This window comes from Bacillus sp. 007/AIA-02/001, assembly GCF_004634455.1.
GTDB lineage: Bacteria > Bacillota > Bacilli > Bacillales > Bacillaceae_G > Bacillus_A > Bacillus_A cereus.
In genome coordinates, this window is sequence record NZ_SEIY01000011.1 from 80,767 (window position 1) to 105,912 (window position 25,146).

The window sequence follows — 25,146 nt, forward strand, 5'->3', positions numbered from 1 at the left end:
TCAACTAACTAAAACCAATGAAAAAAAGAGCAGATAGTCTGCCCTTTTATGATGCCTCCTTATGTTCCGTGGAATGTTTAACACTCCCCAGTCTCTTTAGTTTATTCCACCCTACCGCTACTCCTCGAAGCGATGAGAATATAGATTTAATGACAACATAAGTCATAAATTGGCGATAAATAAAACGTTGTAAAATTAACCATGCCAATGGTTTTGGGTTCTCTTCCTCTAATTTAAATGCGAACAGAGAAGCGAGAAGATCCATTAAAAAGAAAACAAGATAAAATCCTAAAACTTTTAGCGGATTACTACTAAATAGTCCTATAATCATTAATATATCTGCAAAAGGAGCAATGAATTGCAGCACATATTGGAATAACCACATATTAGGCAGTGCAATAAATCCTAATGTTTTATGCTTTGGATTACATAACGCTTTTCGATGTTTCCAAAGACATTGAAGTGTACCATATGACCAACGATACCGCTGTTTAATGAGACTTTTCACATCTTCAGGTGATTCCGTAAAAGCATGCGCTTTTTCTTCATATACAATTCTATGCCCTTGACGTAAAAATGTAATAGTAAGATCCGTATCTTCTGCTAACGTATCTTCGCTTAAATATCCAGATTCAACTACATTCTTTTTGCGCCACGCCCCAATAGCTCCTGGAACTACTGTAATACAATTTAACTCATCAAAAGCTCTACGTTCTAAATTAAACCCTGTAATGTACTCAACATGTTGCCAAGTAGTTAACAAATTCCGTCTATTCCCCACTTTGACATTACCTGAAACTGCAGCTACATTCTGATCTTCAAAGTGTCTAACCATTAGAGAAATGGCGTCTTGCGCAATAATAGTATCCGCATCTAAAGTGACAATGATTTCTCCTCGCGATTGTTGAAACCCTAGGTTCATTGCCGATGATTTCCCGCCGTTTTCTTTCTGAATGAAACGAACTTTAGGGTGTTTATAAAATGTTTCTTTCATTACTTTTGACGTACCATCTGTCGATCCGTCATCCACAACAATAACTTCAAATTCTCTATAATTACTATCCAAAATTGAGTGAATTGTCTTGGCTATCACCTTTTCTTCATTATATGCTGCTATGACAACACTAACAAAAGGTTGATAGGACGAATTAATATAGCGAGATAACGTTTTTCTTTTCTGCTTCCATGCAAAATAAATTAAGAATAAAAATCGAAAAATCCCTAATCCAATAGCAATATAAAAAATAGTTGTTAATATATGCTTAAAGTATCCTGCCCCTGAAAAGACAGCTTTATTGTAAAGCAAATATTGCTTCCCCTCAGAAGAAACAGGAGGCATGATTTCATCTCGTTCTTTATTCATTAAATCTGAAATTGTTACAAAACTATATCCATGCTTTTTTAGGTCTTTAATAATAATTTGGAGCGCCCCTACTGTATGTGTACGGTTCCCTCCCGCATCATGGAGAAGAATTATATTTCCCTCTCCCTTATAAATGGGATTAAGAGCACGCTTTACTAATTCATTTGTTGATGGTATTGCCCAGTCTTCGGGATCAACTTTTTCCGCTACCATTGTATAGTTCATATTTTGTGCACGTAAAATAGGCAATATTTCATTTGATGAATCCGGGTTAGCATCCGCTTCATATGGCGGTCTAAATAAAACCGTAGAATGTCCAGTTACTTCCTGAATTAAACGTTGCGTCGTATTAAGTTCTACTTTCGTTCGTAGTAAAGACGTATCTGCTATGTTAGGATGCTTGAAAGTATGATTGCCAATTTCATGCCCTTCATCGTATATTCTTTTTACAATACTAGTATTTAGTTGCGCGTTTTCACCAAGTACAAAAAAAGCAGCTTTTATTTGATTCTCTTTTAATATATCTAATATTTCTGGCGTATATTTCGGGTCTGGTCCATCATCAAATGTTAATACTACTTGTTTCCCATTTGGTTTTCCATATCGTTGCACTTCATATGCAGATGGTAAGGATTGATATACTTCATCTGTAATATAATCATCTTTGCCTACTTTAAAATCTCTCAATCCATTTTTTCTTTCATTCTCAATCTGTAAAATTTCACCTTGTCCAGAATAATTCACTTCATCTAAACTACTGATTTTATGTAATACATTAGGATTTTTTTGTACCTCAATAGGATTTTTTAAAACTTTCCATATTGTAGGATCTTCTGCTCCTAATCTCCATAGCGCAAACCCCTTTGCATGATTGTCCATTGCGATTTTCACTTGATTATAAAGAGTAACACCGTCTAAGAACCAAGCAGTATGTTCTTTCTCTCCTGTTTTATATCTAAAATACGGATTTCCACTCACCTTATCCCATTGAATTTTTATATTTGAATCATGAGCCATTGCCATAACTTCTGAGAAAGTCATAGACTTTGCAGCTTCTTTACTATTTACTTCCCAATCATATCCATAGTTACCGAAAGCAACTATAAGTTTATTAGACGGAATATTCAGTTCTTTTAATGTATGTTGGAACCATTTATTTGAAGCAATTGGTCCTGGTTCCCCCGCTCCATAGTGCTCATCGTACATCATTACAATCATTCGATCTATTATTTTTGCTAACGCACTATAATCAAAAGCCTTATCATTAGCTGGAACATCTTGTGTAACGAGCAAATCATGTTCATGAAATTCCTTAGTAAGTTCTTTCATAAAATTTGTTAAGTTTTCTCTATCACTTTCAGGTACGGCCTCAAAGTCAATATTAATACCTGAAAACTGATTTTTTTTAACTTGGATTACTAAATCATTAATAAACTTTGTCTTTACATCGTTTGAGGAACTCAGTAACTTATGAATTAGCCCACTATCAGGACCAGAAGCTTCCTCAGTATAGTTAGTAAGCAAAGGCATAATCTTCACTTGACTTTTTTCTGCCAACTTTACTATCTCAGGTTTTATCTCACTTCTAATCGTTAAATCTGCTTTTAAATGATACCACTCTGGTACTAACGTAGTTAATGAATCGATATTTTCTTTTAAAGAAGCGGTACTATTTTCATCCCAGTTTACATAAAAACCATACACTTCTTTAGGATGTTTACTATCCTTCGGCGGATTCACCAAATTTTTATTATCCTTTGTTTCGGTATTTGGGTTAAATGCTTCCTTCTTTAACTGCTGATCACTAAGTTTTTGATTAATTGGTACAAGTTTAGTATCTTGTTGTACAGCGGTATTCATATTTGGAATTTCTGGTGTTGAAAAAATACTTTGAAAGAAAAAATAAAATACAACACTTACACTAACTATTGAGATACATAGAAACCAAATAAAGGCTATGTTTCTCCTTCCTTTCGGATCATAAAAAACAGGTTTTTCTTTATCTTTCTCTTGTTGAATGTTTTTCTCCATTATATTTTTCACATACTCCTTCTTAATAGAACTATAGAATATTAAAGTGCAACTTTAATCAGTGGGGGTTTTGTTCATCCCCCACTAATCATCAGCCCTCACCAATCGGCCTGCCCAGCAAATAGCGGAATAAATCCTTTTAGCTTTGAAGTGAATCTCTCACTTCCATATTCTATTGATTCTTCTTTTCATTCCCTTGCTGGTGGCCTCTATTTTCTTGTTGAGACCCCCTACCATTGTTCCCTTGCTCGTTTCCGTCATTTTCTTTCTGGGATCCTCTTCCATTGTTCCCTTGCCCATTTCCATTATTCCCTTGTTGAGATCCTCTTCCATTGTTCCCTTGCTGATTCCCATTATTTCCTTGTTGAGGATCTCTTCCGTTGTTCCCTTGCCCATTTCCATTATTCCCTTGTTGAGACCCTCTTCCGTTGTTCCCTTGCTCATTTCCATTATTTCCTTGTTGAGATCCTCTTCCATTGTTCCCTTGCTCGTTTCCGTTATTTCCCTGTTGAGATCCTCTTCCGTTGTTCCCTTGCCCATTTCCATTATTTCCTTGTTGAGATCCTCTTCCGTTGTTCCCTTTCCCATTTCCATTATTCCCTTGTTGAGATCCTCTTCCGTTGTTCCCTTGCTGATTCCCATTATTTCCTTGTTGAGCTTCTCTACTGTTATTCTCCTGTTGATTCCCTCTATTTTCTTGCTGAGATCCTCTTCCATTGTTTTCTTTTATTTGCTTCGATGGCTGTTCCTCTGTTTTCTTTTGTTCTTTCTGCTCTTGCTTTTCATATTTTTTTTCTTTTACAGGAGACAAATCGAGTGTTGCATCAGGAGATGACTCCGGGTGTGATTGCACCTCTTCTTCGTTTTCCACCGGATCAGACGGGGTGACAGGAGGCGTAAGTGATTTGTTCTTCTCATTCTCTTGCTTTATATAAACACCTGTGCCAATTCCAGCTTTTCTAGCATTCTCTCGTATTTGCATTGTGCTACTTTGATATTCAACTGTAATATGTTTTAGCTCATATTCTTTCTTTAATTCTTTCATTGCCTTTTCCAAAAGTGGTTCTAGTGCCTTGTCCTTTGCAACAGCTGTTAGCATAACTTGCTTATCATTCGTTAAATACTTATCCTCTTGACTTTGCTTTATAATAGTACGTATTACTTCTTGTAATTGTTTATTTTCCCATTGCTTCAATTCTTTTAAAATACGCCTTCCATCATCATTACAAGCCTGCAAATCTATAACACGAAAATCCTTTGTTACGCTCACCTCTAAACTTGGATTTATATCAACTGAGACGTAAGCAAATACTTTTTCTTCTGGTTGGTTGTAGAAAAACAGCACTGCAAATAGAAAACAAGCAACAAGTATTGATGCAGGCTTTAAAAAGGAAGGAATCGAAAAATGCGATGCTTTTTGTTCTTGCTCATCAAACGAGATTTCCTCCCCGATTATGCAAGAATCCCCTTTTCTTTTACACGTAATAAACTCTCCATTTGGTGTTAAAACAACTACGCTATGCTTTTTTATATCCATCACAATTCCTTTATTCATCATGCTTTTCCCCTCTTATGTAATCCAGAATATATGTATAGTTGTTTGCAAAAATAATACACATTGCAATAATGTATTTTCTATGTCGTTCCAACGTTTTACGACTTACCCTAACACGCGGTTCAATCTGTTTAAGCGGTAACTTTTTCTTTCGGAACAGCTCTTCCATCATTTCCTCTTCTTTTATAATTATTTTCACAATTTCTATTAAGTGCTCACGTGTATCACGATGCTTAGGAGATTCTTTAGCAAGCTCTGAGAATGTGATTTTAAACTCAGCTAGCACACTTTGAAAATGAAGAATTTCCTCCTTACGGTTACTATTTTCCATCTCTTTCATATACTCCGTAAGCGACACTTGCATTTCTAACATTTCCTCTTGCTCATCTTCTTTTAAAAAGACAAAGTTATGTTTAGACTCCTTACGTATATAGTCAATTACATCTCTTTTTATAAGAAGATTAGCAAACGCTAAAAAGGATTTTCCTTTTGTATAGGAATACTGTTCAATTGCTTCGTTAAAAGCAAACAATCCAATGCTATATTCATCATCCTGTTCTGTAATATATCGACGGCAGACAGATGAGATTGATTTTCTAATAAAAGGCTGATACTGTACGATAAACGCTTCTTTGTCTTCTTCGTTGTTTTGTATGTTACATACGATATCTTCTATTTTCGGTTTTCTTAAGATCTTCATTACTAAACTCAACACTTGTAATCTCCCAGCCTCCTTCAAATAGCAAAATGGCCACTACACAAGTGACCATTTAACCAGATTTTCTTGGTACTTTTCTTCGGTCTTGTTTTCTTGCTGTTAGTTATATTTTTCGAGTCTAACTTTTCCCAACGTTTTCTTAATAATTTTCCTTTTCTCTCGGCACTAAAGTTAAGTTTGTATTTTTATCTACTTTCTTATTTTCTACCGTTCGTTTTGCTTATTCTCTTTCTATTTTATCTGCAATCCTTGAATAACTCTTCTCTATATAATTGGTAATTTCATCCTTCCATTTTGGATGCCACTTAATCTAGTAATTTTATTAATACTTCTATATTCTTTCATAGTCATTTTTCTTCTATTTATTTTTTTCACTATACATATTCGGAGGAGTACAAAGTTTTATGGGGGTCAAAAAATATTTTCATAAAAAAATACATATTTATTTCAAAAATAAAAACCATCAATTTGAAAAAGGGTAATCAAATTGATGGTTTTCTTATAATATCTATTAAATTAAGTTGGATTCTCATTATATCTAAAAAAGCACTAACTATTTTCTACTGGTTTTCTCCATTTTTATCTTTCTTGGTTATCATAATATGTCTTATCTGCGTATTTTCTATCATTTCCTTTTAGATAAGCTAAAATTACTTTTGGATTTTTAAGTAAAGTCCAGTCTCCATATGTATCAAATCTTCTGCATGAAGTTATCATTCCATTTTTAATAGTACCGAATTTCTTATTATTTTTCTTTCCCCATTCTTTTAACCGTTTAGCGAAATCTGCATCTTCTGCCATAAGCATGTTTTCATTAAATCCGTTAATTGCCATAAAGTCTTTTCTATAGCACCAAAAAATCCCTACAGATATAGCACCGTACTTAAAAAGTAAGGGGATGATTATTAACATTGCGGAGAGAAATATTCCTAAAGATATTCTTTCAAACTTTCCATTTACCCCACCACCAATGTATTTACCTGAAGCTAAATATTTATCTACATTAAACAACATAGACTCTGTCATTATGGTATCAGCGTCTATAGTGACGATTATTTCTCCATTAGCTATTTTAGCCCCTGCATTTCGAATTTTAGATAAGTTTTTATCGTTATTTTTCAATGTAACACAATTATAAGATTTTGCTATTTCCTCTGTTTTATCTGTGCAACGATTTAAAACAACTATAACTTCCGTTTGCTCTTTATATGCCTCTGATGCCTTTACAATTGAATCTAAACATTTTCTAATGTACTTTTCTTCATTGTGTGCAGGAATTATAATAGAAAACTTCACATCTTTTTTCAAATTGACTCCTGAAGATTCGTTTGTCTCAGTCATAATATGCCCCCTTATTTTATAAGGTAAATATCTGTTATACATAACTTATATTAATATTTATTAGGTTATATTATAGAAACTGAAGGTAAAGAGGCTCTTACTGTCGACGTTCAAAAGCAAGACGTACAGCAAGCCCCGTTAAAACACTTGCCATAAGCCAACGCTGCCGTTGGGCGTGTGCATTTCGCAATTTTACTTGCTATACATACAATTACAAGGTTAACTATAAAGCTAACAATGATTTGCGTAAGGCCCAAAACTGCACCTTGAAAAAGTAATGACCCCTTCTCTGGATCTTCAAATTGAGGTAGAAGTAATACATACAAAATAGCAATCTTTGGAGTCAAAAGTAACCTATCCGTAGAGCTACTAAAACTACTACAAATAAAGCAAAGCAACATGTAATATTTCGAATCCACTTTTGTATATCACCAAAATACCTTTCTATAAATATAGCGTTGATAGTAAGCATAAGAAATAAAACAAAGAAAGGCAGCGAGGTATAGATCCATTTTTATCTTCATGGCTGGAACTGTACTCCTTACCAAACTTCTAAATGAAATGTATAGCTCAGTAGTTACCTTATTTTTCAAAAAGACATTCTGATTATTTCTTTTTCACTTCTTCTACAAATTCCCATGTTTCTCCGTTATCTTTTGATTGATAAAGTGCACTACTATCGCCATTGTAGTCTCCATCTGCCCCTTGTCCAACTAACATATTAAAAACCCCATCTTTCTTATATGGCATACTAGGAGAATCAAAAGGACTTATTGTGGACTGTGTATGATCTAATTTCGCTTCATGCGGCGGATATTCTACCTTTTTGAAAGATACTCCCCCATCATCTGTGCGATATAACTCTCCTTCATTACCAGAAGGCCTAATTGCTCCTAAAAACCCAAGTTTATCATTTATAAAAATGATTCCTGATACACTACCAATCCCCCCATTAAATGGGTCTGGATTGATAACCTCCCATGTTTTCCCTTCATCACTAGTCTTGCTTAATGAATAAAAGGCGCTCCCTAATGCTTTATCTGTCATATTTAGTTTATAACCAACTTCTTTCGATAGGAAAAACTGTTCTTTTTCATTCTTTAAATCTTGTTGTTCCTTCTCTTTAAGCATATCTTCTTTTGGAGGCGTCTTTGATTTACTCCAACTTGCGTCACTTATTAAATTATATCTAGCAGGGACTAGCTCTTTCTCTTTTCCAGGGACAAATATAGATACAGTATATCCAATGATATCAGAAGCTGCTTCTTTAACACTCTGCCTCTTACCATCCTCAGTAATATTAATAATTCCCTCTGTATTGGATCCCCAATTTCTTTTTCCATAATAAATCAACCCATACTTACTTTCATTCCATTTTTTGACCGTTTGCTTAACTGGGATCGCCTTAACCGTTTTAATTAAAGGTTCTACTAATTTATCATCATTATAATCAGGCTTTGCATATCCATCTCGTATTATAGTAATATCTTCTGATTTCTTCTTATTATAAGAGATTAAATAAGTTTCTTCTTTCCCATCAACATTTTTCCCATAAACAAATGTATCAAACGCTGTGATTGTTCCATCTGAATGAAATGTAAGATCAAAATCAGTTGCCATATACAATTTCTTTGGCAAAGGATATTTTTTATTTATATCTTCAAAAATACCTTCTACTCCAGATTTATATATATTATTATGTTTAAGTTTAACTGACCTTTCATGTTTTAACTTTTCTATAAACCATGCCAATTTGCCATTGTAATTTATTGCACTTTTATAAATCTGCATCCCATAAAATGATGTAATTGCAACAATAATGATAATAGAAATGGATCTCCATGCTATTGAATTTGTTAATTTTTTAGATTCATATTCTCTATTTTTTATCACCCGCATTGTAGTAAATGTAGTTATGGATATAAAAAGTACTATACATAATAACAAAATGTAAATATTATAATTCATTCTTCCGTACTTACAGTATAAGGCCAACTCATAGCAAAAGATCCCGTATACAATTATTAGTATTGGATTTGTTACTAATGACAGAAGTATCCTTTTTGTATTTTCTCTAAATATAGAAACCACTCCTAATTATATGAATTACTGATATTAAGTATACTTTATTGTAAAGTAACAAAAAAGCTATTTAATCTTGCCGCAAAAAATACAATAGACATATGAATATTATATTCATGTTAAAAAGGCCAACAATCCAAGATTGTTAGCCTCTACTTCCCATATTCGTATCTTTTATCACTTTACTTCCTTACAACTGGAATCCACATTTCACCAAACACTAAGCCGTTTCTTTTCCCCATCTCAACCGTCGTATTTGGTCCACCAACATAAGCAAACTCATTTGCATCTGGTAAAGCTTGACCGAAGGCGATGCCAGTCAACTTATTACTTAACTCTTCAGCTGTTTTGTCTTCCCCTTTTACTACTAAGTATTCTCCCCTCGGAAACTGAATCACTCTAGATTCTTCTTCTATTTGTGCTTCTGTCATGACACCCGCATAATACATCATTTTGTTATTCACCGCTTCGCTCACAGAAAAAATGTATTCATTTGTCGCTAAAGCTTTTAAAGTGTCCAGCCTTCCATCTTCTTTAACAGCCGACCAAAAGTCTTCCTTTTCTTTATTTATTCCAGCAAAGTCTGTGTACTCACTCTTAATTTCAGTTCCAATACCTAACACAATAAAGCTATCTTTTTCTTCTATAGTATAATTTTCCATATACAAAACCTGCCTCTTTTTTTATTAATCAAACGATTTATCTTTTCATCTGATACGTTTATAATATCTTTAAACCATGTCAAAAAATGATACTGTTTAGGAGACCAAAATGAAAAAAGTTGAACGGATCAATACAATTATGCGATATATTAACAACCGCTCTCACTTTACAATTTCTGAAATCATACGAGAATTTAACATATCACGATCGACAGCTATTAGAGACATTAGAGAAATTGAAGCTATGGGAATGCCACTTGTCGCTGAAGTTGGGAGAACGGGTGGATATTTTGTTATGCATAATTCTATCCTGCCCGTTGTTCGCTTTACTGATAATGAAGTGAAAGCTCTTTTTATTGCCTTTATGGCTACGAGGAATCAACAACTTCCCTACCTAAAGAGTCGTCAATCTTTAGCCGAAAAACTACTAGGACTCATCTCAGAAACCCAGCAGGATGACCTTGTTCTTTTAAATCAACTCTTGCTGTTCCAAGGAACTAATCCTCATAATCCCGATCTACTTGAGCTTTCTGATCTCCCCCATCCTATGTTAGAAAAACTCATTCAAATCCTTCTTTTGGATAACCATTTATTGATTACCATTAAAAAAGATGAAGAAATTAAGTCTTATCCAATTTATCTATTACACCTTTATCAAGAAAAAAGCCATTGGATTATTGAAGGATTTGACTTAAAAGAAGAAAAGAAGTTAATGTTTCCTGTCGATGATCTCATCAATATCGAACCATACACGACGAATAAAAGGCTCAATAAGAAAAAGATTTTAGAAAAATTAAGTAAGAAGGCTGAAGCAATTAACCTTGTACTTGAACTTGGTCCGACAGCAATTGCCCAGTTCAAAAAATACCATCCTTTAAAAATTTCAATATCTTATACTAATCCTTACCAATCCACAGCCATTTTAAAAACTTTTATCAATGTTAACAATCCCGATGAAGTGACGGAAATAATAAATTGGCTGCTTTTTCTAGGGAAGGATATTACAATTAGGGAAATGCCTGAAGAAATATTAAAAGATTTACAAGAGCGATTATGTTTATATTCCCCATAAGTAGTGATCAGTTAAACCTCAAAATATTGAGTTTAAGCGATCACTACTTAACGAGGCTTCTATGAATAATACAACAAAAAAGGTAGGAACTAACTTTTAGTTCCTACCTTTTATATTAGAGTTTTCTATAAACACATTAAATTGCTTGTTTAAGATTTGAATGTGGATTTGGTCCATACTTATTCTCACCTTCATCACTTTCAATGATACAAAACACAAGTAGAACCGCTCCTCCAAATGGCACAAAATTTAATAGCTGCCACCATCCTGTTTTTCCACTATCATGTAATCGACGAGCTTCCACTGCCAGAGTAGGAACGATAAAAATTGTTATATATAGCAAGGTAATATTGGCTCTTAAGTAAAAGGCCGACGAAGAATAAGAGGCCAAATATATTAATGACCAAAACGTAACCTTATTAAATAAAGTAAAAATCCAGTACTCTTTTCTCGTAGCTCTCCCACTAAATTTCGCATAGTTTTTGAGAGTATATAAATACCATTTCATTTGAACCTCTCCCTTTTTCATCCCCTAAACGATTAATTTATACATTATATACCTTATAAGTATAAATATAACACATCACTACGATAACCTCTATATTTACACGGAATATTCTGTTTATTAACAAGTCATTTTAGTTAAGTGTTAACATACCATACAGGCATGTGTATTCAATTTGTTATTCTCCTATTTACTTTAAAACTACTACAATTAAGCGAAGTATGAATGAATTATTAAAGCACGGAAAATCTTCCCGTGCTTTTTCAAAAAAATATATTATTCCGGATGATTTCATTCACTTACCCTAGCTGACGTTTAAATGCTTTACTAGCAAAGAAGCAAGCAATAACCATAATTCCGACGCACCAAGCGAGCGCAATCCAAATATCGTTTCCAACAGTTCCTTCATATAAAAGAGCACGAATCGCATTCACGATTGAAGTTACAGGCTGATTCTCCGCAAACACACGAACAATTTTTGGCATCGTTTCGGTAGGTACGAAGGCTGAACTAATAAATGGAAGAAAAACTAGTGGGTACGAGTAGGCTGTCGCCCCTTCCATAGACTTTGCCGTCAGCCCTGGAATGATAGCCAACCATGTTAGCGCTAACGTAAACATTCCTAGTATCCCAGCTACTGCAAGCCAATCTAGAATATTCGCACTGGAACGGAAACCCATTAAGAGCGCAACAAGAATAACTACAACGATAGTAAGTACATTAGCAACAAGAGAGGTTAAAACATGAGCCCACAATAACGATGAACGCTTAATAGGCATCGTAATGAAACGTGCCATCAGCCCACTCTTTACATCCGTAAAGAGTCGCACAGAAGTGTAAGCTACACCGGATGCGATAGCCATTAGCAAAATTCCCGGCAATAAATAATTGACGTAGTTATCTGTTCCTGTCTGTATAGCCCCACCAAATACGTATACAAACAATAGCATCATCATAATCGGTGTAATCGCTACCGTAATAATTGTATCTGGACTACGCATAATATTGCGCATTAAGCGCCCAAGTAATACGCTTGTTTTGCTTTTCATTTATATCCCCTCCTTTTTGCCAATGATCGCAAGGAATATTTCTTCCAATGTAGGCTGCTTCTCGATATACTCCACTTTTGCCGGTGGGAACATCTCTTTCAGTTCAGAAAGAGTACCTGTCGTAATAATTTTTCCACCATGCAAAATTGCGATACGATCAGCCAGTTGTTCTGCTTCCTCCAAGTACTGAGTCGTAAGCAAAATAGTTGTACCACTATCAGCAAGTTCCTTGACTGTATCCCACACTTCAATCCGCGCTTCAGGATCGAGTCCAGTCGTTGGTTCGTCAAGAAAAATAACTGCTGGCGCCCCAATCAAACTCATCGCGATATCAAGCCGGCGCTTCATCCCACCTGAATACTGATCTGCCCTTTGGTTTGCCGCATCAGTCAGGCTAAATCTTGCAAGTAGATTGTCAGCAACTTGAGCGGGATTGGAAACACCACGTAATTTGGCGATCATTATCAAGTTTTCCCTCCCTGTCAGCATACCGTCTAAAGCTGCGAACTGCCCTGTCAAACTGATACTTTGACGAACATGGTCTGGTTGACGCTGTACATCAAATCCGCAAATACTTACTTCACCGCTATCTTGCTTCATTAGCGTCGAAAGGATGTTAACCGTTGTCGTCTTTCCCGCTCCATTTGAGCCTAGCAGCGCGAAAATTTCTCCACGCTGCACCTCAAAATCTACCCCTTTTAAAACTTCCTTGTCTTTAAAGGATTTTTTCAAGCCTTTTATAGAAATCGCTGCATTACTCATACTTTTTTCCTCCCTATAAAAATGTTTTGCGGAGATAATTTATTTACCTCTATCTATTTAGTACCACTGATATTCCGTATCACTTAGTACCAAGCTAAAAATATAACTGAATAGCTATGGTGGCAATTCATATGTGTAACCAGCTAATCAGTCGGTATTACTTATTCCATTTATTTTTTTCTCAATTTCTTCATAATACTTTCATTCAAATCTTCACGATACTTGGAGACGTAAGTTTTAGCATTTGCCACTAGTTCGTCAGCAAAGGAAGCCACGTCATCCCCAGTAATGTCAAGCACTTGTCTTCCTTCTGCTGCACCAGCTTCAAACAAATCGATTAATTCATACTGTATGTGTAACATATCCATCCCGTTACCCGCTGAGAAATTCCACATGTAGTTTTGAATTTTCTTAAATACAAATTGGTAGTCCTCTGGCAGAGCCTCAACTCGTGCCATCATCATTTTGTACTCTTTTTTATCACCAATTAACTTTTTAAACATTTCTAACATCTTATTTTCCTCCTTTTTTATAAAACCGAACAAGAAATTCCCAAAGTATCGGCCGGAACATTTTATCTTATGAACCTATTTTGACTTCAAGACGTTAATTTTTGACGATACAAAATCCCATTTTTTCCAAAACAATTCAAGCTCTTGGCGGCCCTCTTCATTTAATGAATAAAACTTACGAGGCGGTCCCATATCTGATGGTTTCTTTTCAATATTCACAAGCTTTTTCTTCTCTAATCGTACAAGGATGGTATACACCGTACCTTCCACAACTTCGGTAAACCCAAGATCATTCAGATGGCGGGTAATCTCATAGCCATACGTTTCACGGCGACTGATGATTTCCAGTACACACCCTTCCAGTGAACCTTTTAGCATTTCAGTTAAATTTTCCATGTCCTGATCCTCCTTTACCCCCTATTCTGTCTGACTTATATTCAGTATCACAGAGTACTAAGGCGAATTTTTTACTGAATAGCTTTTGAGTAAAACCACACTATTCAGTATTACTTATTACAACTACATTGTATGACTAAGTAGTTGTGGATGTCAACTTTATTTTCAAAAAAATTAAAAATCCGCTTTACCCTAACCGGATACAGCCTCCTTTTTTGTTGTAAGGGCCATCAAACTAGTAAAACAGAGCTGATTCAAAGTGTAATTTAAATCAGCTCTGCTTTATTGTTTTCATACCGTTATATCTTGTTTTTTCACGATACAAATTGTTTCTCCCTACCATTCCCATTGCATATAAAGCATAAAGGCAAGTGCGGTCAGAGAAAATTTCCAGAGATTATCCGTACATGATACGAGCCTCCAAAATACAATTCTATTAGAAATCTGTTCTCTATATTCTCTTTTATTTTATTTCTGATAGTTGATTAGCAACACTATCTAAAAATTTTTCTACCTTTTCTTTTGATGTATCCGGCGCATGATAACCGATCGTAAATGTAAGCCTTCCATTATAAGAGCTTGCTCCCATTGAAAAGAATGGTGCATACATAATAGGTGATGTCATATACCCGTCCTCAGCTTGAATTTCACCAAACTGAATAGGTTCCTCAGCGATTACTCCCAAATTTGTCAGTAATGGCAACGCCATCCCCATCTGTACAGCCTGTTCATATTGCTGATTATACATTTCCTTCACTGTAGATAGCTTCATTTCTGCCAGTAACTCCATTCCTGCTGCTGAAGAAAGACCTGGATTTTGAGACTTTATTTTATCCATTGATTGTTTAACTCGAACAAGAGTCTGCTTAAATGTTTCATCGTCTTCCATTTTAATCACTGGCATTTCCATACCGGATAAGTTGCAAATAGCACCAGTTGTATTATTAGGCAGATATCGACGTAAATCAATTGTCAAGCCAATCATTTTTTCTGCAGTGCGAGGTTCTGCATACACAGTGAAATGTGATAAAGCTCGGAAGTATGCAGTCATGATTACATCATTCAAGGTAGCCTGTTGAGCTTTTGTCCATTGGGTTAAACGTAGAGTTTGCTCATGGCTCAATCGCCGTACGGACATTTGGGGAAATTTATTTTTGTTAGGTTGAGATGGAAAAGACCATAACGATGCCTGTTGTTCTTGGTTAGGACGATACGCACTTTTTATGTCCGATATTCCAGCGTATTTGAATACATGTGATTGATCTCGACAACTCTCATTTCCCTCATCAAATTCCTTTATAATTTGCTTCTTAGACCGTCCCAATGAAAGGTGAGTATATATCATTCCAAGCAATTTAATATATTCCTTGACTCCTGCACCATCTGAACATAGATGAGACAATTTCACAACTAACATATCTGTTGTAGTGCCCCGTAATAATTTCGTTTGAACCATAGGCCCCTGAATACGATCACCAGGTTCCTTAATAAAATCTATTGCCATTATTTCAAGTTCTTGATTATTTCCTTCTGCAAAAAAGCAAATAGATGAGTTAGTGTCAGATGAATGTTCCTCCCAGTAAGGAATATCATTTTCTACAAACCGGCTGTTCAAAACTGGTTGCAATTGCAACGTTATCCTTACTGATTCTTCAAGTATTTCCTTGGATATACCTACAGGAAAATAAAGAACTGCATTAATTTGTTGATCTGCAGAATAAAGACCTAATACATAATTCATTCGATCTTGTGGTGTTACTGAATACTTTCTTTTCTCCATAATTCCGTCCCCCTTTAGGACTTTTTGTGTAACCCTATTTTCCATATGCTTATAATTTTTCTAGTCATTTTTCTTCAAGAGCTAATAACGCTTATTTTTCGAATTTTTAACGAAATCATCTTCTCCGTATTGGTTGCATTCTTTTTGCAGGTGATATATTCATTATTTTATTGTTATTAACACTGCCTAACCTCACAATAAAACCAAACAAGAATAAATTAAGTTTACATATACGTAAACATTTTATTATAACGTCTATAAATTATCAATATAGCAAATAAATCATTTTTATGTCTGTCAATAAAAAATAATATATTCAAGGGCCACTTCATCATAAAAGATTGATGTGCATGTAAATGTACCCATATCACTTTCAAAATAAGAATGAGAATTTTTTCAACAAAATAAGCTGCAGTTATTGATTTTACAGTAAGAAAAGCCCCTCCATTTTGAAAATGCGCAATCAAAATGAGTAGGGCTATTTCCAATTTAAATTTTATAAAAGAATGATTATCATAAATAATATTTTACTTTTTAGTCTACCTTATTATTTTCAATCCATTTTCCTAATAAATGAATGGATTTTATTCATATAATTTGAGGTGGTATCGTTGGTTTTTAAAAATAGAAAGCTTATTTTCAAATCAAATGAAAAAGAGGTAAAATTATAGATATTCATGTAGAAATTTCGTTTTGGGGATACTTAAAATCTTAAGGTGATGGGCATGTGGTGTTACACTTTAAAAGCTTTATAAAATTTATAGATATAGCGATTTTCTTTATTAATAATCATTTGTATGTACGTTTACTCACACACATACAAATGATTTATAAAGCTACAATTAAGTGAAAACATCTTTTCCGTTACGATAACATCATAGCCATGTCTTCTGCTGCATTTGTAATTAGTTTTAAACCAAATGTTTCTTGTAATACATCAAGCACGCCAGGTGAAATAAATTCAGGAGCCTTTGGACCGATGCGAATATCTTGAATCCCAAGACTAAATAGCCCGAGTAAAATGGCAACCGCTTTTTGTTCAAACCATGATAGCACAATACTTACTGGCAATTCATTCACTTCACATTGGAAAGCATCAGCTAAAGCAGCCGCTATTTTCACTGTAGAAATTGAATTATTGCACTGTCCTAAATCAATGTAACGCGGAATTTCCGTACCAGGTACAACACCGTAATCCACATCATTAAAGCGGAATTTCCCGCAAGAAGTTGTTAAAATAACCGTTTCTGGCGGAAGTGACGTTGCTAATTCACGATAATATTCTCCGCCTTTTCCCGGTGCATCACAACCGGCGATAACAAAGAAACGCTTTATTTTCCCCTCTTTTACTGCATCAATAATTTCTGGAGCTAATGACAATACTGTATTATGATGAAACCCTGTCACTAACTGTTCATCCGACTCCATATGTACTTCTGGAAGTTCTAGTGCTTTTTGAATTAATGGTGTAAAATCATCATTTTCAATTTTTTGTACACCTTCTAAACCTGCAATGTCATATGAAAAGAATCGATCAGAGTACGAGCCTTTAATTGGCATAACACAGTTCGTTGTAGCTAATATGGCACCAGTAAATTTTTCAAAAAGGCGTCTTTGATCATACCATGCCTTACCGATGTTTCCTTTTAAATGTTTATATTTTTTCAGCTGCGGGTATCCGTGTGCTGGTAGCATTTCAGAATGTGTATAAATATTAATGTCTTTTCCTTCTGTTTGCTTTAATAATTCTTCTAGTGCAAATAAATTATGACCCGTAACTACAATTGCTTTACCTTCTACACGATTTTGTGTAATTTGTACAGGCTCTGGCACACCAAAATGATTCGTATGTGCCTCATCTAATAATTCCATCACCCGTAAAGCTGATTTCCCCACTTTCATAGCCATATCAATATGCTCTTGTTCGTTAAAGTTAGAATTTGTTAATGTCATATATAAAGCTTCTTGTGTTGTAGCATCTACAAATGCATCCGTATACCCTAGCTGAGCAGCATGTGTGCGATAAGCTGCAATTCCTTTTAGCCCAAACACAATCGTATCTTGTAAACTCGCAATCGTTTCATTCTTGCCGCACACACCCATTACTTTACATCCGCCTGCTGGCGTTTGTTCACATTGATAACAAAACATATCATCCCACCCTCTCCCAATCATTCATTACACCTTAAGCATAATACCCATTGAAAAAAAGTGATGTGATATCAATCACAATAATATATAAAGATTTGTGACAGTTCATATTGTTGACATAATATTTTTATTGACACTAAAAAATATGCATTAGTGTACACACATCTTTCGATACTTTTAAATAGCTAATTAATTTGGAGAAATATATACAACGAAAAAAATTTTTGAATCAAATGTACAAATAGTTGCAATTCATCACATATGAAAATAGACATAAAAATACGCTCTTCTTTCTATCATTCAATAGAAAGAAGAGCGTATTTGTCATTTTAAGGAGCTATCATTTTTTATTAAAGTCTTTATTGTAAACCTTTTTATTTACAATACATTTACATTATCTTAACATTACTTACATTATTTATATGATATATTTATATAGAAGCTACTTAAGAAATTTCATATACATTTTCTCTTTATGATCTCTTATCTAATCAATAAAAAGATCATGTTATATTTTTATAACAGGGGTGAATTACGATGACTGAAACTTTAAAAACACTTATAATGCTTGATGCTACTTATGTTGTTATAGCAATTATGACAGTACTAGTATTTGTATACTTGGAATTAAAATCTCAGTAATATATGCTGACGTAATCAACAGATTCAGCATTTAAATATAGTTAGAAGAAAGAGAGGAGAAAATTATTTCTCCTCTCTTTTGTATTTCTACAATTTCTTATTTTAATAAATCCAATGTATGTAAAAGTAATCCTTTGTCCCCTACTTCCCCATGACCAGGCACTACTGCATTTATATTTCTATATCGCTTCAGCACATTCTCAATCGATGTAGACCATTCATTTACATAAGCATCAGCAACATTTCCTAAATCTTTTGCGGACGTAGATTTCACTAAACAGCCTCCAACTAAAATATTGTATTGCGGTAACCATACGACAATATTATCTTCTGTATGCCCTTTCCCTGGATAAAATGTTTCTACTTTCATATTTCCAAACTTCAAATTTGTAACGGTTTGTAAATCTCCAAGTGGCTCTTCATATCCACTTTTCTTTGCTAGTTCTGCAGTTAATGCTGTACTATGCGCTTTAATGCCTCTTTCTTTCAACGTTTTTATTCCGCCAATTCGATCAGCGTGCGCATGTGTAATAATGACATCCGTTACGCGCTTCTGAAATTTCTTTTCTACCATTTCTATTAGTTCCTTCGTTAATTTGTCATCCCAAGAAGAATCCACAAGTACTAACCCTTTAGAAGTATTAAGAACTAGACCGTTCGAAGGAACTGCTTCTCCATTAAAAGAACCTAACTCCGTATGAACCCATACATTCTTGTTTAACTGAGATATTGAAATGGTTCCCGTCTCATTTTTTATTACTGTTTTCTCTACCTTTTGTGATGCTTGTACAGAAGAAATTGTGCTAACAAATTGAATTGTTCCTAGTAAACCTACACATAATCCTACTTTTAACAACGTATTCTTTTTCATGTTATCAACCCTTTCTTTCAAGCTAAATAGTTATTACCTATATTAGACAATTCATCTCAAATGTTTGTTCCATATAATTGGACACTTTATTATCGCCGCTTATGTAAATACACGCATGGTGCAGTAAAAAAGATCACCCAAATGGATGATCTTTTTTATAATTTATCAACATATTGCTTCGCTTCTAGTAAGGAAAAACCAAAAGCTTCTCTTACTCTCTTAACTGCTGTAACTTTTTTGCCTTCTTCTACAAGCTGGCGTAGTTCTTTATTAATTTCAGGTTCTCTTTCTACAATTCTCATTTCTTTCGTAATTAATTGTAATCTATCTTCAATTCTCTTTAAACGCGCATCATTTTTCTTTTCAATTGTAGCTAATTTTTCAGCGATATAAATGAAACCAAAGGCTAATATCAGTATAACCATCCAGAATTCCATAAATGTTCCCCCTTACTAACTTTCATTTGTTTTATTTCACTAACTTATGTAAATTTTACCACAGGACACATTTACTGTATAATACCACTATATCAAACTGTTAATAAAACCTATTATTTTAGGGGGACGCTTTATGAAAAGATTTTTAAATACGTTACTTCAATTTGTAGTTCTGTCAATCGTGCTACATTTATTATTTGATATAGTTGGTTGGCTTGTTTTCAATGCACCAATTAAAAACAAACAAATCATTATTTCTTTAATAACAATCTCATGGGTTATGTACATGTACCGAGACAAATTTTTTCAAAAGTTCACTTCAAACTAACTAAAAAAGAAAACACTTCATTGGTGAATTACGAAGTGTTTTCTTTTTTTTACTACTGTATAATAAAAATAATATTCTGTCTTTAAAGAAAGGAGTCACCATGAACTTAAAAATTAGCAATATATACGAGAAAATGAACCAATATTCCGCTGCAGGTTTAAGCCTCGCTGTTATATGTAATGGCAAACTAGATGAAGCGACTGCCTTTGGAACACTTGAAGCTGGAACAACTAGAGCTATTACTACAAATTCTCTCTTTAATTCTTGTTCTATCAGCAAATTCATCACTACAATGCTCGTACTAACATTATCAGAGCAAGGTATCGTATATTTAGATGAAAACGTAAATGATAAACTCACATCTTGGAACATTCCTACTAATCTATTTACTTCACAAAAAAGCATCACTTTGAGAAACTTATTAAGCCATCAATCTGGACTCATTGATCCACCTAGTAGTTTTGAACATTATACACCTGCAAAAGGCTTACCTAATATGTCTGAGCTCCTTTCCGGTAAAACACTATATTGCCCCGTACCTATAGAGGTAACTTATAAACCAGAAAGTAAATTTCGCTACTCAGACGCAAACTTTTGTATAATCGAACTACTACTTGAAGATATTACAGGAAGATCATTTAGTCAGTTATTAGAAGAACACATCTTCCAGCCACTACAAATGAAAAATAGTACACTTTTCTCTCCAAAAGACATAGATAAAACCGATGTTTTTGCTTGCGGACATAATAAAGATAGAACTGTAACAAATGAGAAGTATCCATTTTATCCATTCGCAGCTGCTTCAGGTATTTGGACAACACCAACTGACTTATCAGCTTTAGTTATTGAAATCATTCATTCCTTACAAGGAAAGGGTAAACTAAAACTTTCTCAAAAATTAGTAATAGACATGATTTCTCCTCAAGGTTGCTCAAAATGGACTGGATTAGGTGTTTTTCTAGATGATTCTAATGAAGAATTACAGGTTTATTCACTCGGATGGGGCGTTGGATTTCAATGTATGATGGTTTGTTATCCATACTGCGGGAATGGTGCTGTTATTATGACCAATTCTGATTTAGGTGTTCATCAAATGGAAGGGATCATTGGTGAGGTTGTAAAAACGTTATCCTTATAATGAAAATAAAGAAGCTGTTCCTTCCAGCTTCTTTATCTATATAACATTTTTCGCAACAATTTTTATATGTTCTGGTGCGATAATCTCCGTTATACTTTCTTGGAAATCTTCCCGCAACATTTCTTCCAAATGTTCTAACTGCACTTCAACATGTGTGCATTCTAAATTATGTATATTTAACAGTGCATAATGATCTTTTTTCTTAATTACTAAATATTGATTTTCCTCTGTCACAAGTATAGAACCTAATCGGACTCCTAATAAGCGTTGATCATCAAACTTCATAATTACTTCTCCTTCCCTCATATAAACAAAACTACAATGAAAATAATTACATTTATGGAAAAACACGCTTATTTAGACTATATCATAATTTACTAAAATAGAAATATCTTTTTCTGTTTCAATAAAAATCCCTATTCTTTCATATATTTCGATACAAAAAACTTTCTCAACATTAAATTTGAATTTTCAGTTTTTAATTCCGTAAAAATCTATTATAATAAAGTTAATAAATGTTTGACCTCTCCTAATTCATGTACATATGGATGATCAGTAGTTATCGCTACTGATCTATTTTTTTGATTTCAGAAAGCAAATATGCTGCATCCTTTCCTACACCACAAATAAGTGCAGAACCCCTTTGAGATTGCCACGGCAATCCGATATAATACAATCCTTTTACTGGACTGATTCCCTTTATATGATTAGGAAATCCTTTCTCATTCACTGCTTGTTCAATTTCAATCCAATTATAATTTTGAACAAAACCAGTTGACCATATAACGCTTTCTGCACTATAAGTATCACCATTCTGAAACATGATGTTATTTCCTGATGCACTTACTACTTTTTCTTGCAGTTTAATTGCTCTATTCCGAATAAGTTTCTTACCCTCCAAACCGAAAATAGGGTCCTTTCTCTTCTGAAACCATCTTCCCCTCTTTGTATTTATTTCAGCGTACAATAAACCCACTTTTTCTAGCAGATTAAAAATACTTTTTCCAAAAAGTTGTAACGGTAAAAACGTTAAAGGATGACTAATAGACAACATAACTTCATGCGTTTTTGCAAGTTCTACTGCTATTTGCATTCCTGAATTTCCGCCACCTACTACAAGTGCCTTCCCCTGTGGAATTTGCGATGATGATCTATATTGTGATGAATGTATTTGAAAAATATGTGATGATAGATTTGCTGAAACTGAGGGAATAAATGGTTGCTGAAAACCACCTGATGCGATAATAACTTTTTTCGTTTGTAAAATTTCTGTAGGAGTATGTAATTCAAATATTTCTTTTTCTTTCTTTATTTTTAGAACTTCCGTTTGTAATTGTACCGGTAATTGAAAATGTCTTGCATATTCTTCTAAATAAGTCGCAATTTCATCTTTACATGGAAATTCATTTTTTTCACCTATTAACGCCATACCCGGCAAGCTACTGTAAGACCTTGGGGTAAAAAGCTGCAAAGAATCATATCGATTTCTCCATGAATCCCCAATTCGGTTTCCTGCCTCAAGTAATAAAAAATTATATCCTTCTTGCTTCAAGTAATATCCCATTGTTAATCCAGCTTGACCCGCTCCAATAATAATTAGGTCTTTCATTCTAATCCCTCCTTCCTTTACATATGAATACTTGTTCATATATTCATGCGTTTCCATAATCATAACATTTTATTTTTATATAATTCAATATCTACTCAAAATAAAAAAGAGCAGTTTACCATAAAGTAAACTCCCCTTCATTCTATCTTCCCAGTCTTTAGCGCCTGTGCCCAGTCATATCTTTCTTGTTGAACAGCCAATCCAGCAGCTTCTTCCCAATTATAAGGAACTGAAATTTGTTCAATTGTCCATTCTCCCAAAACCTTTTCTATCACTACATATTTTGCATGCGGAGTTCCTGATTCCATTTTATGCATAACAGGTAACTCATCTTTGTATGCTGGAAGTCCTACACTTCCTGGATTTATAATGATCTTTCCGTTCGCTAAATAAACAACTCTAGGAATATGTGTATGACCACATACTATTATTTTTTGTTCTATATTTTGGAGTTGATCCATTATATTTTTTTCATTCTTTAATATTGCACCATTCTCATTCATCTCTTCTAACAAATACACTTCATCTGAAGTTGGCGTACCGTGACAACATAACATATCGTCTACAATAAATTGTGAAGGATGTTGTTTTAACCAACCTATATGATAATTTGTTAATTGATTTTGAACAAAAGTTAGTGTAGCAGATTGCTCTTGTATAGGTTCCCAAAGCATGCGATCACAATTGCCTTTAATATGTATCATCTCGCTACTCATTAATATTTCAATTGTCTCTAAAGGCTCTAACGGCCCATACACACTATCTCCTAAATTTATTATCATTTCGACCTTGCGACGTGTAATATCTTTTAATACCGATTTTAAAGCGTGACTATTTCCGTGGATATCTGAAATTATAGCTATTTTCATCTTAATCCCTACTTTAATATATTATTTATAAACATCTGCAGCCAATTCCCTCAAAACTTCTACATTCACTACTTCAAAACAACCATTGTTTTTCTTGATTATATTTTTATCACAAAAGAGATTCAAAGTACGTAATAAATGCCGATAACTCGTTCCTAACAACTCCGCTATTTCCGTTAAATTCCCACTAAACACAATTCTATTTTCATGCTGAACTGCTCGTTCTCCTGCTGCTAACATGTAACTCGCAAGTCTATTTTCAAGCGGATACAATAAATTAATTGTACTGTTTTTGGAAAGTCGGTTTAATTTATGTGCCAATGATCCGCAAATACATCTTAAAAATTTCGCATCATGAAATAGCTTATTTCTCACCTTTCCTAAAGGTAAACCCACACAATACGAATCTGCCATCACTTGTACGTTTGAAGTGATTCTTTGAGAATGAATTAACTCCACATCTCCAAGTAACTGCAAACTATCGTAAAAACATAATAATACCGATTTCCCGTTACTTAATGTGTTAAACGCTTTCGCTTTTCCTTCAACAAAGAAATATAAATAATCTATCTCTTCATTTTCTCTACAAATAAACTCATTCTTTTTAAAAAATATAAGTTCCATATATGGCTTCATATCATGACTAAAAAATGAATCAATATTATTTTGCTTTATATACTCTGCTAATTTAATAGAATTACATACTTTCTTCATAGTTCCCCACCTTTACAACTCATCCCCATTGTAATCAAAATTTTCTTCTTCCACTATGACATATGTCATAACAATACACAATTTCAGCATGATACAGTCATTACAAATATGAAATATAAAGGGGATATTACATTGTATAACTTTCTTTCTGTCTTTATTGGTGTGCTCATCGCCGTTATGCTTCCATTAAATGGAATTTTATCCGAGTTAATTGGAAAGTATACAGCAAGCGTTGTCATTCACCTTGTCGGTTTAATTGCAGTTATTTTCGTTTTAATCTTAAACAAACATAAAATTCATTTCGATAAAGGTATTCCGCTTTTTTTATATAGCGCTGGAGCGATTGGAGTATTCACTGTTCTTTTTAATAATATAAGTTTCTCCGTCCTTGGTGCCTCTATTACGATCGCATTAAGTTTACTCGGCCAATCCATTGCTTCCATCATTATCGATCATTTCGGCTTATTAGGAATGAAAGTTGCAAAGTTTGAAAAGAAAAAACTAATTGGATTATGTTTCATCTCTTCTGGAATTATAATCATGACAATTTATTAATGGG

23 protein-coding genes and 3 pseudogenes are annotated in these 25,146 nt (G+C 34.0%); 5 read left to right on the forward strand and 21 right to left on the reverse strand.

Going from position 1 to position 25,146, the window contains the following annotated elements; genetic code table 11:
- Positions 1–46: 46 nt before the first annotated feature.
- The 8 genes and pseudogenes from ES895_RS19910 to ES895_RS19950 all read right to left on the reverse strand — a co-directional run bounded on the left by ES895_RS19910 (position 47) and on the right by ES895_RS19950 (position 9,752).
- Positions 47–3,394 (reverse strand): trifunctional glycoside hydrolase family 18/polysaccharide deacetylase/glycosyltransferase family 2 protein, encoded by a 3,348-nt coding sequence (locus ES895_RS19910; protein ID WP_135238600.1) that lies wholly within the window; start codon positions 3,392–3,394, stop codon positions 47–49.
- A 172-nt stretch (positions 3,395–3,566) separates the two neighbouring features.
- Positions 3,567–4,952 carry an anti-sigma factor domain-containing protein gene (locus tag ES895_RS19915; RefSeq protein ID WP_098851711.1) on the reverse strand — a complete coding sequence of 462 codons (1,386 nt, stop codon included), beginning with the start codon at positions 4,950–4,952 and terminating at the stop codon, positions 3,567–3,569.
- Positions 4,942–5,664: an RNA polymerase sigma factor SigI gene (sigI, locus tag ES895_RS19920; RefSeq protein ID WP_098618827.1), complete on the reverse strand. Its 723-nt coding sequence runs from the start codon at positions 5,662–5,664 to the stop codon at positions 4,942–4,944. Before sigI ends, ES895_RS19915 begins: the two co-directional genes overlap by 11 nt.
- A gap of 582 nt (positions 5,665–6,246) precedes the next feature.
- Positions 6,247–7,008, reverse strand: coding sequence for a glycosyltransferase family 2 protein (locus ES895_RS19925; protein WP_097995148.1), 762 nt, complete (start codon positions 7,006–7,008; stop codon positions 6,247–6,249).
- Positions 7,009–7,105: 97 nt separating this feature from the next.
- Positions 7,106–7,358: pseudogene (locus ES895_RS29815) on the reverse strand (LysE family translocator); the annotation flags it as partial.
- Positions 7,352–7,507: pseudogene (locus tag ES895_RS19935) on the reverse strand (DUF3963 domain-containing protein); the annotation flags it as partial. The pseudogenes ES895_RS29815 and ES895_RS19935, both read right to left, overlap by 7 nt.
- Positions 7,508–7,614: 107 nt before the next feature.
- A complete protein-coding gene (locus tag ES895_RS19940; protein ID WP_346986748.1) occupies positions 7,615–9,099 on the reverse strand; it encodes a WD40/YVTN/BNR-like repeat-containing protein in 1,485 nt (494 codons plus the stop codon).
- A gap of 173 nt (positions 9,100–9,272) precedes the next feature.
- Positions 9,273–9,752 carry a GyrI-like domain-containing protein gene (locus ES895_RS19950; RefSeq protein WP_098663999.1) on the reverse strand — a complete coding sequence of 160 codons (480 nt, stop codon included), beginning with the start codon at positions 9,750–9,752 and terminating at the stop codon, positions 9,273–9,275.
- 109 nt (positions 9,753–9,861) lie between these two features.
- Here ES895_RS19950 and ES895_RS19955 point away from each other — a divergent pair, with 109 nt between their 5' ends.
- The gene (locus ES895_RS19955) at positions 9,862–10,824 is read left to right on the forward strand and encodes a helix-turn-helix transcriptional regulator (RefSeq protein ID WP_016111509.1); all 963 of its coding nucleotides are present in this window, start codon (positions 9,862–9,864) and stop codon (positions 10,822–10,824) included.
- A gap of 136 nt (positions 10,825–10,960) precedes the next feature.
- On the opposite strand, the gene ES895_RS19960 is transcribed toward ES895_RS19955, so the two are convergent.
- The 8 genes from ES895_RS19960 to bla2 form a co-directional block, all read right to left on the reverse strand.
- Complete coding sequence (locus ES895_RS19960; RefSeq protein WP_070756828.1) at positions 10,961–11,332, reverse strand: DUF805 domain-containing protein; 372 nt, start codon at positions 11,330–11,332, stop codon at positions 10,961–10,963.
- A 296-nt stretch (positions 11,333–11,628) separates the two neighbouring features.
- On the reverse strand, positions 11,629–12,378 hold the full coding sequence (locus ES895_RS19965; RefSeq protein WP_135238588.1) for an ABC transporter permease: 750 nt from the start codon (positions 12,376–12,378) through the stop codon (positions 11,629–11,631).
- A complete protein-coding gene (locus ES895_RS19970; RefSeq protein WP_061655483.1) occupies positions 12,379–13,140 on the reverse strand; it encodes an ABC transporter ATP-binding protein in 762 nt (253 codons plus the stop codon). It lies immediately after the preceding gene.
- A gap of 170 nt (positions 13,141–13,310) precedes the next feature.
- A complete protein-coding gene (locus ES895_RS19975; RefSeq protein ID WP_000891986.1) occupies positions 13,311–13,652 on the reverse strand; it encodes a DUF1048 domain-containing protein in 342 nt (113 codons plus the stop codon).
- A 75-nt stretch (positions 13,653–13,727) separates the two neighbouring features.
- Positions 13,728–14,048: a PadR family transcriptional regulator gene (locus ES895_RS19980; RefSeq protein WP_000429488.1), complete on the reverse strand. Its 321-nt coding sequence runs from the start codon at positions 14,046–14,048 to the stop codon at positions 13,728–13,730.
- Between the two features lie 463 nt (positions 14,049–14,511).
- The gene (locus ES895_RS19985; RefSeq protein WP_000415482.1) at positions 14,512–15,828 is read right to left on the reverse strand and encodes a condensation domain-containing protein; all 1,317 of its coding nucleotides are present in this window, start codon (positions 15,826–15,828) and stop codon (positions 14,512–14,514) included.
- An 864-nt stretch (positions 15,829–16,692) separates the two neighbouring features.
- Entirely contained in the window at positions 16,693–17,979 is a 1,287-nt protein-coding gene (gene hcp / locus ES895_RS19990) for a hydroxylamine reductase (protein ID WP_016512509.1), read from the reverse strand.
- A gap of 739 nt (positions 17,980–18,718) precedes the next feature.
- Positions 18,719–19,492, reverse strand: coding sequence for a BcII family subclass B1 metallo-beta-lactamase (bla2, locus tag ES895_RS19995; protein ID WP_000742471.1), 774 nt, complete (start codon positions 19,490–19,492; stop codon positions 18,719–18,721).
- Positions 19,493–19,538: 46 nt separating this feature from the next.
- Here bla2 and ES895_RS30250 point away from each other — a divergent pair.
- A pseudogene (locus ES895_RS30250) lies at positions 19,539–19,619 on the forward strand (DUF3784 domain-containing protein); the annotation flags it as partial.
- Positions 19,620–19,647: 28 nt separating this feature from the next.
- Here ES895_RS30250 and ES895_RS20000 read toward each other — a convergent pair.
- The gene (locus ES895_RS20000) at positions 19,648–19,929 is read right to left on the reverse strand and encodes a hypothetical protein (protein WP_061654639.1); all 282 of its coding nucleotides are present in this window, start codon (positions 19,927–19,929) and stop codon (positions 19,648–19,650) included.
- A 133-nt stretch (positions 19,930–20,062) separates the two neighbouring features.
- Here ES895_RS20000 and ES895_RS20005 point away from each other — a divergent pair, with 133 nt between their 5' ends.
- A complete protein-coding gene (locus tag ES895_RS20005) occupies positions 20,063–20,257 on the forward strand; it encodes a hypothetical protein (RefSeq protein ID WP_000819660.1) in 195 nt (64 codons plus the stop codon).
- Between the two features lie 100 nt (positions 20,258–20,357).
- Positions 20,358–21,395, forward strand: a complete 1,038-nt coding sequence (locus ES895_RS20010; protein ID WP_135238589.1) for a serine hydrolase domain-containing protein — start codon at positions 20,358–20,360, stop codon at positions 21,393–21,395.
- 36 nt (positions 21,396–21,431) lie between these two features.
- Here the strand turns inward: ES895_RS20010 and ES895_RS20015 are convergent, their stop codons facing one another.
- The 4 genes from ES895_RS20015 to yeiL all read right to left on the reverse strand — a co-directional run bounded on the left by ES895_RS20015 (position 21,432) and on the right by yeiL (position 24,587).
- Positions 21,432–21,680, reverse strand: a complete 249-nt coding sequence (locus tag ES895_RS20015; protein ID WP_135238590.1) for a hypothetical protein — start codon at positions 21,678–21,680, stop codon at positions 21,432–21,434.
- Between the two features lie 280 nt (positions 21,681–21,960).
- Positions 21,961–23,004, reverse strand: a complete 1,044-nt coding sequence (locus ES895_RS20020) for a flavin-containing monooxygenase (RefSeq protein WP_000653879.1) — start codon at positions 23,002–23,004, stop codon at positions 21,961–21,963.
- Positions 23,005–23,141: 137 nt separating this feature from the next.
- Positions 23,142–23,873, reverse strand: coding sequence for a metallophosphoesterase family protein (locus tag ES895_RS20025; RefSeq protein WP_000684254.1), 732 nt, complete (start codon positions 23,871–23,873; stop codon positions 23,142–23,144).
- A gap of 21 nt (positions 23,874–23,894) precedes the next feature.
- Positions 23,895–24,587 carry a transcriptional regulator YeiL gene (gene yeiL, locus ES895_RS20030; protein WP_000754824.1) on the reverse strand — a complete coding sequence of 231 codons (693 nt, stop codon included), beginning with the start codon at positions 24,585–24,587 and terminating at the stop codon, positions 23,895–23,897.
- A 108-nt stretch (positions 24,588–24,695) separates the two neighbouring features.
- Here yeiL and ES895_RS20035 point away from each other — a divergent pair, with 108 nt between their 5' ends.
- The gene (locus ES895_RS20035; protein WP_002103413.1) at positions 24,696–25,142 is read left to right on the forward strand and encodes a DMT family transporter; all 447 of its coding nucleotides are present in this window, start codon (positions 24,696–24,698) and stop codon (positions 25,140–25,142) included.
- Positions 25,143–25,146 lie beyond the last annotated feature (4 nt).

Bases quoted from the DNA above. Each gene is read 5' to 3' on its own strand.
- ES895_RS19975 (WP_000891986.1), bottom strand. From the start codon at position 13,652: ATGTTAGAAATGTTTAAAAAGTTAATTGGTGATAAAAAAGAGTACAAA.
- ES895_RS19965 (WP_135238588.1), bottom strand. From the start codon at position 12,378: ATGAAAAGCAAAACAAGCGTATTACTTGGGCGCTTAATGCGCAATATT.
- ES895_RS20020 (WP_000653879.1), bottom strand. From the start codon at position 23,004: ATGAAAGACCTAATTATTATTGGAGCGGGTCAAGCTGGATTAACAATG.
- ES895_RS20015 (WP_135238590.1), bottom strand. From the start codon at position 21,680: ATGAAGTTTGATGATCAACGCTTATTAGGAGTCCGATTAGGTTCTATA.
- bla2 (WP_000742471.1), bottom strand. From the start codon at position 19,492: ATGAAAAAGAATACGTTGTTAAAAGTAGGATTATGTGTAGGTTTACTA.
- yeiL (WP_000754824.1), bottom strand. From the start codon at position 24,587: ATGAAGAAAGTATGTAATTCTATTAAATTAGCAGAGTATATAAAGCAA.
- ES895_RS19910 (WP_135238600.1), bottom strand. From the start codon at position 3,394: ATGGAGAAAAACATTCAACAAGAGAAAGATAAAGAAAAACCTGTTTTT.
- ES895_RS20010 (WP_135238589.1), top strand. From the start codon at position 20,358: ATGAACTTAAAAATTAGCAATATATACGAGAAAATGAACCAATATTCC.
- ES895_RS19960 (WP_070756828.1), bottom strand. From the start codon at position 11,332: ATGAAATGGTATTTATATACTCTCAAAAACTATGCGAAATTTAGTGGG.
- ES895_RS20025 (WP_000684254.1), bottom strand. From the start codon at position 23,873: ATGAAAATAGCTATAATTTCAGATATCCACGGAAATAGTCACGCTTTA.
- ES895_RS19955 (WP_016111509.1), top strand. From the start codon at position 9,862: ATGAAAAAAGTTGAACGGATCAATACAATTATGCGATATATTAACAAC.
- ES895_RS20000 (WP_061654639.1), bottom strand. From the start codon at position 19,929: ATGGAATTCTGGATGGTTATACTGATATTAGCCTTTGGTTTCATTTAT.
- hcp (WP_016512509.1), bottom strand. From the start codon at position 17,979: ATGTTTTGTTATCAATGTGAACAAACGCCAGCAGGCGGATGTAAAGTA.
- ES895_RS19915 (WP_098851711.1), bottom strand. From the start codon at position 4,952: ATGATGAATAAAGGAATTGTGATGGATATAAAAAAGCATAGCGTAGTT.
- ES895_RS19980 (WP_000429488.1), bottom strand. From the start codon at position 14,048: ATGGAAAATTTAACTGAAATGCTAAAAGGTTCACTGGAAGGGTGTGTA.
- ES895_RS19950 (WP_098663999.1), bottom strand. From the start codon at position 9,752: ATGGAAAATTATACTATAGAAGAAAAAGATAGCTTTATTGTGTTAGGT.
- ES895_RS19985 (WP_000415482.1), bottom strand. From the start codon at position 15,828: ATGGAGAAAAGAAAGTATTCAGTAACACCACAAGATCGAATGAATTAT.
- ES895_RS20035 (WP_002103413.1), top strand. From the start codon at position 24,696: ATGAAATATAAAGGGGATATTACATTGTATAACTTTCTTTCTGTCTTT.
- ES895_RS19925 (WP_097995148.1), bottom strand. From the start codon at position 7,008: ATGACTGAGACAAACGAATCTTCAGGAGTCAATTTGAAAAAAGATGTG.
- ES895_RS20005 (WP_000819660.1), top strand. From the start codon at position 20,063: ATGAAAAGATTTTTAAATACGTTACTTCAATTTGTAGTTCTGTCAATC.
- ES895_RS19970 (WP_061655483.1), bottom strand. From the start codon at position 13,140: ATGAGTAATGCAGCGATTTCTATAAAAGGCTTGAAAAAATCCTTTAAA.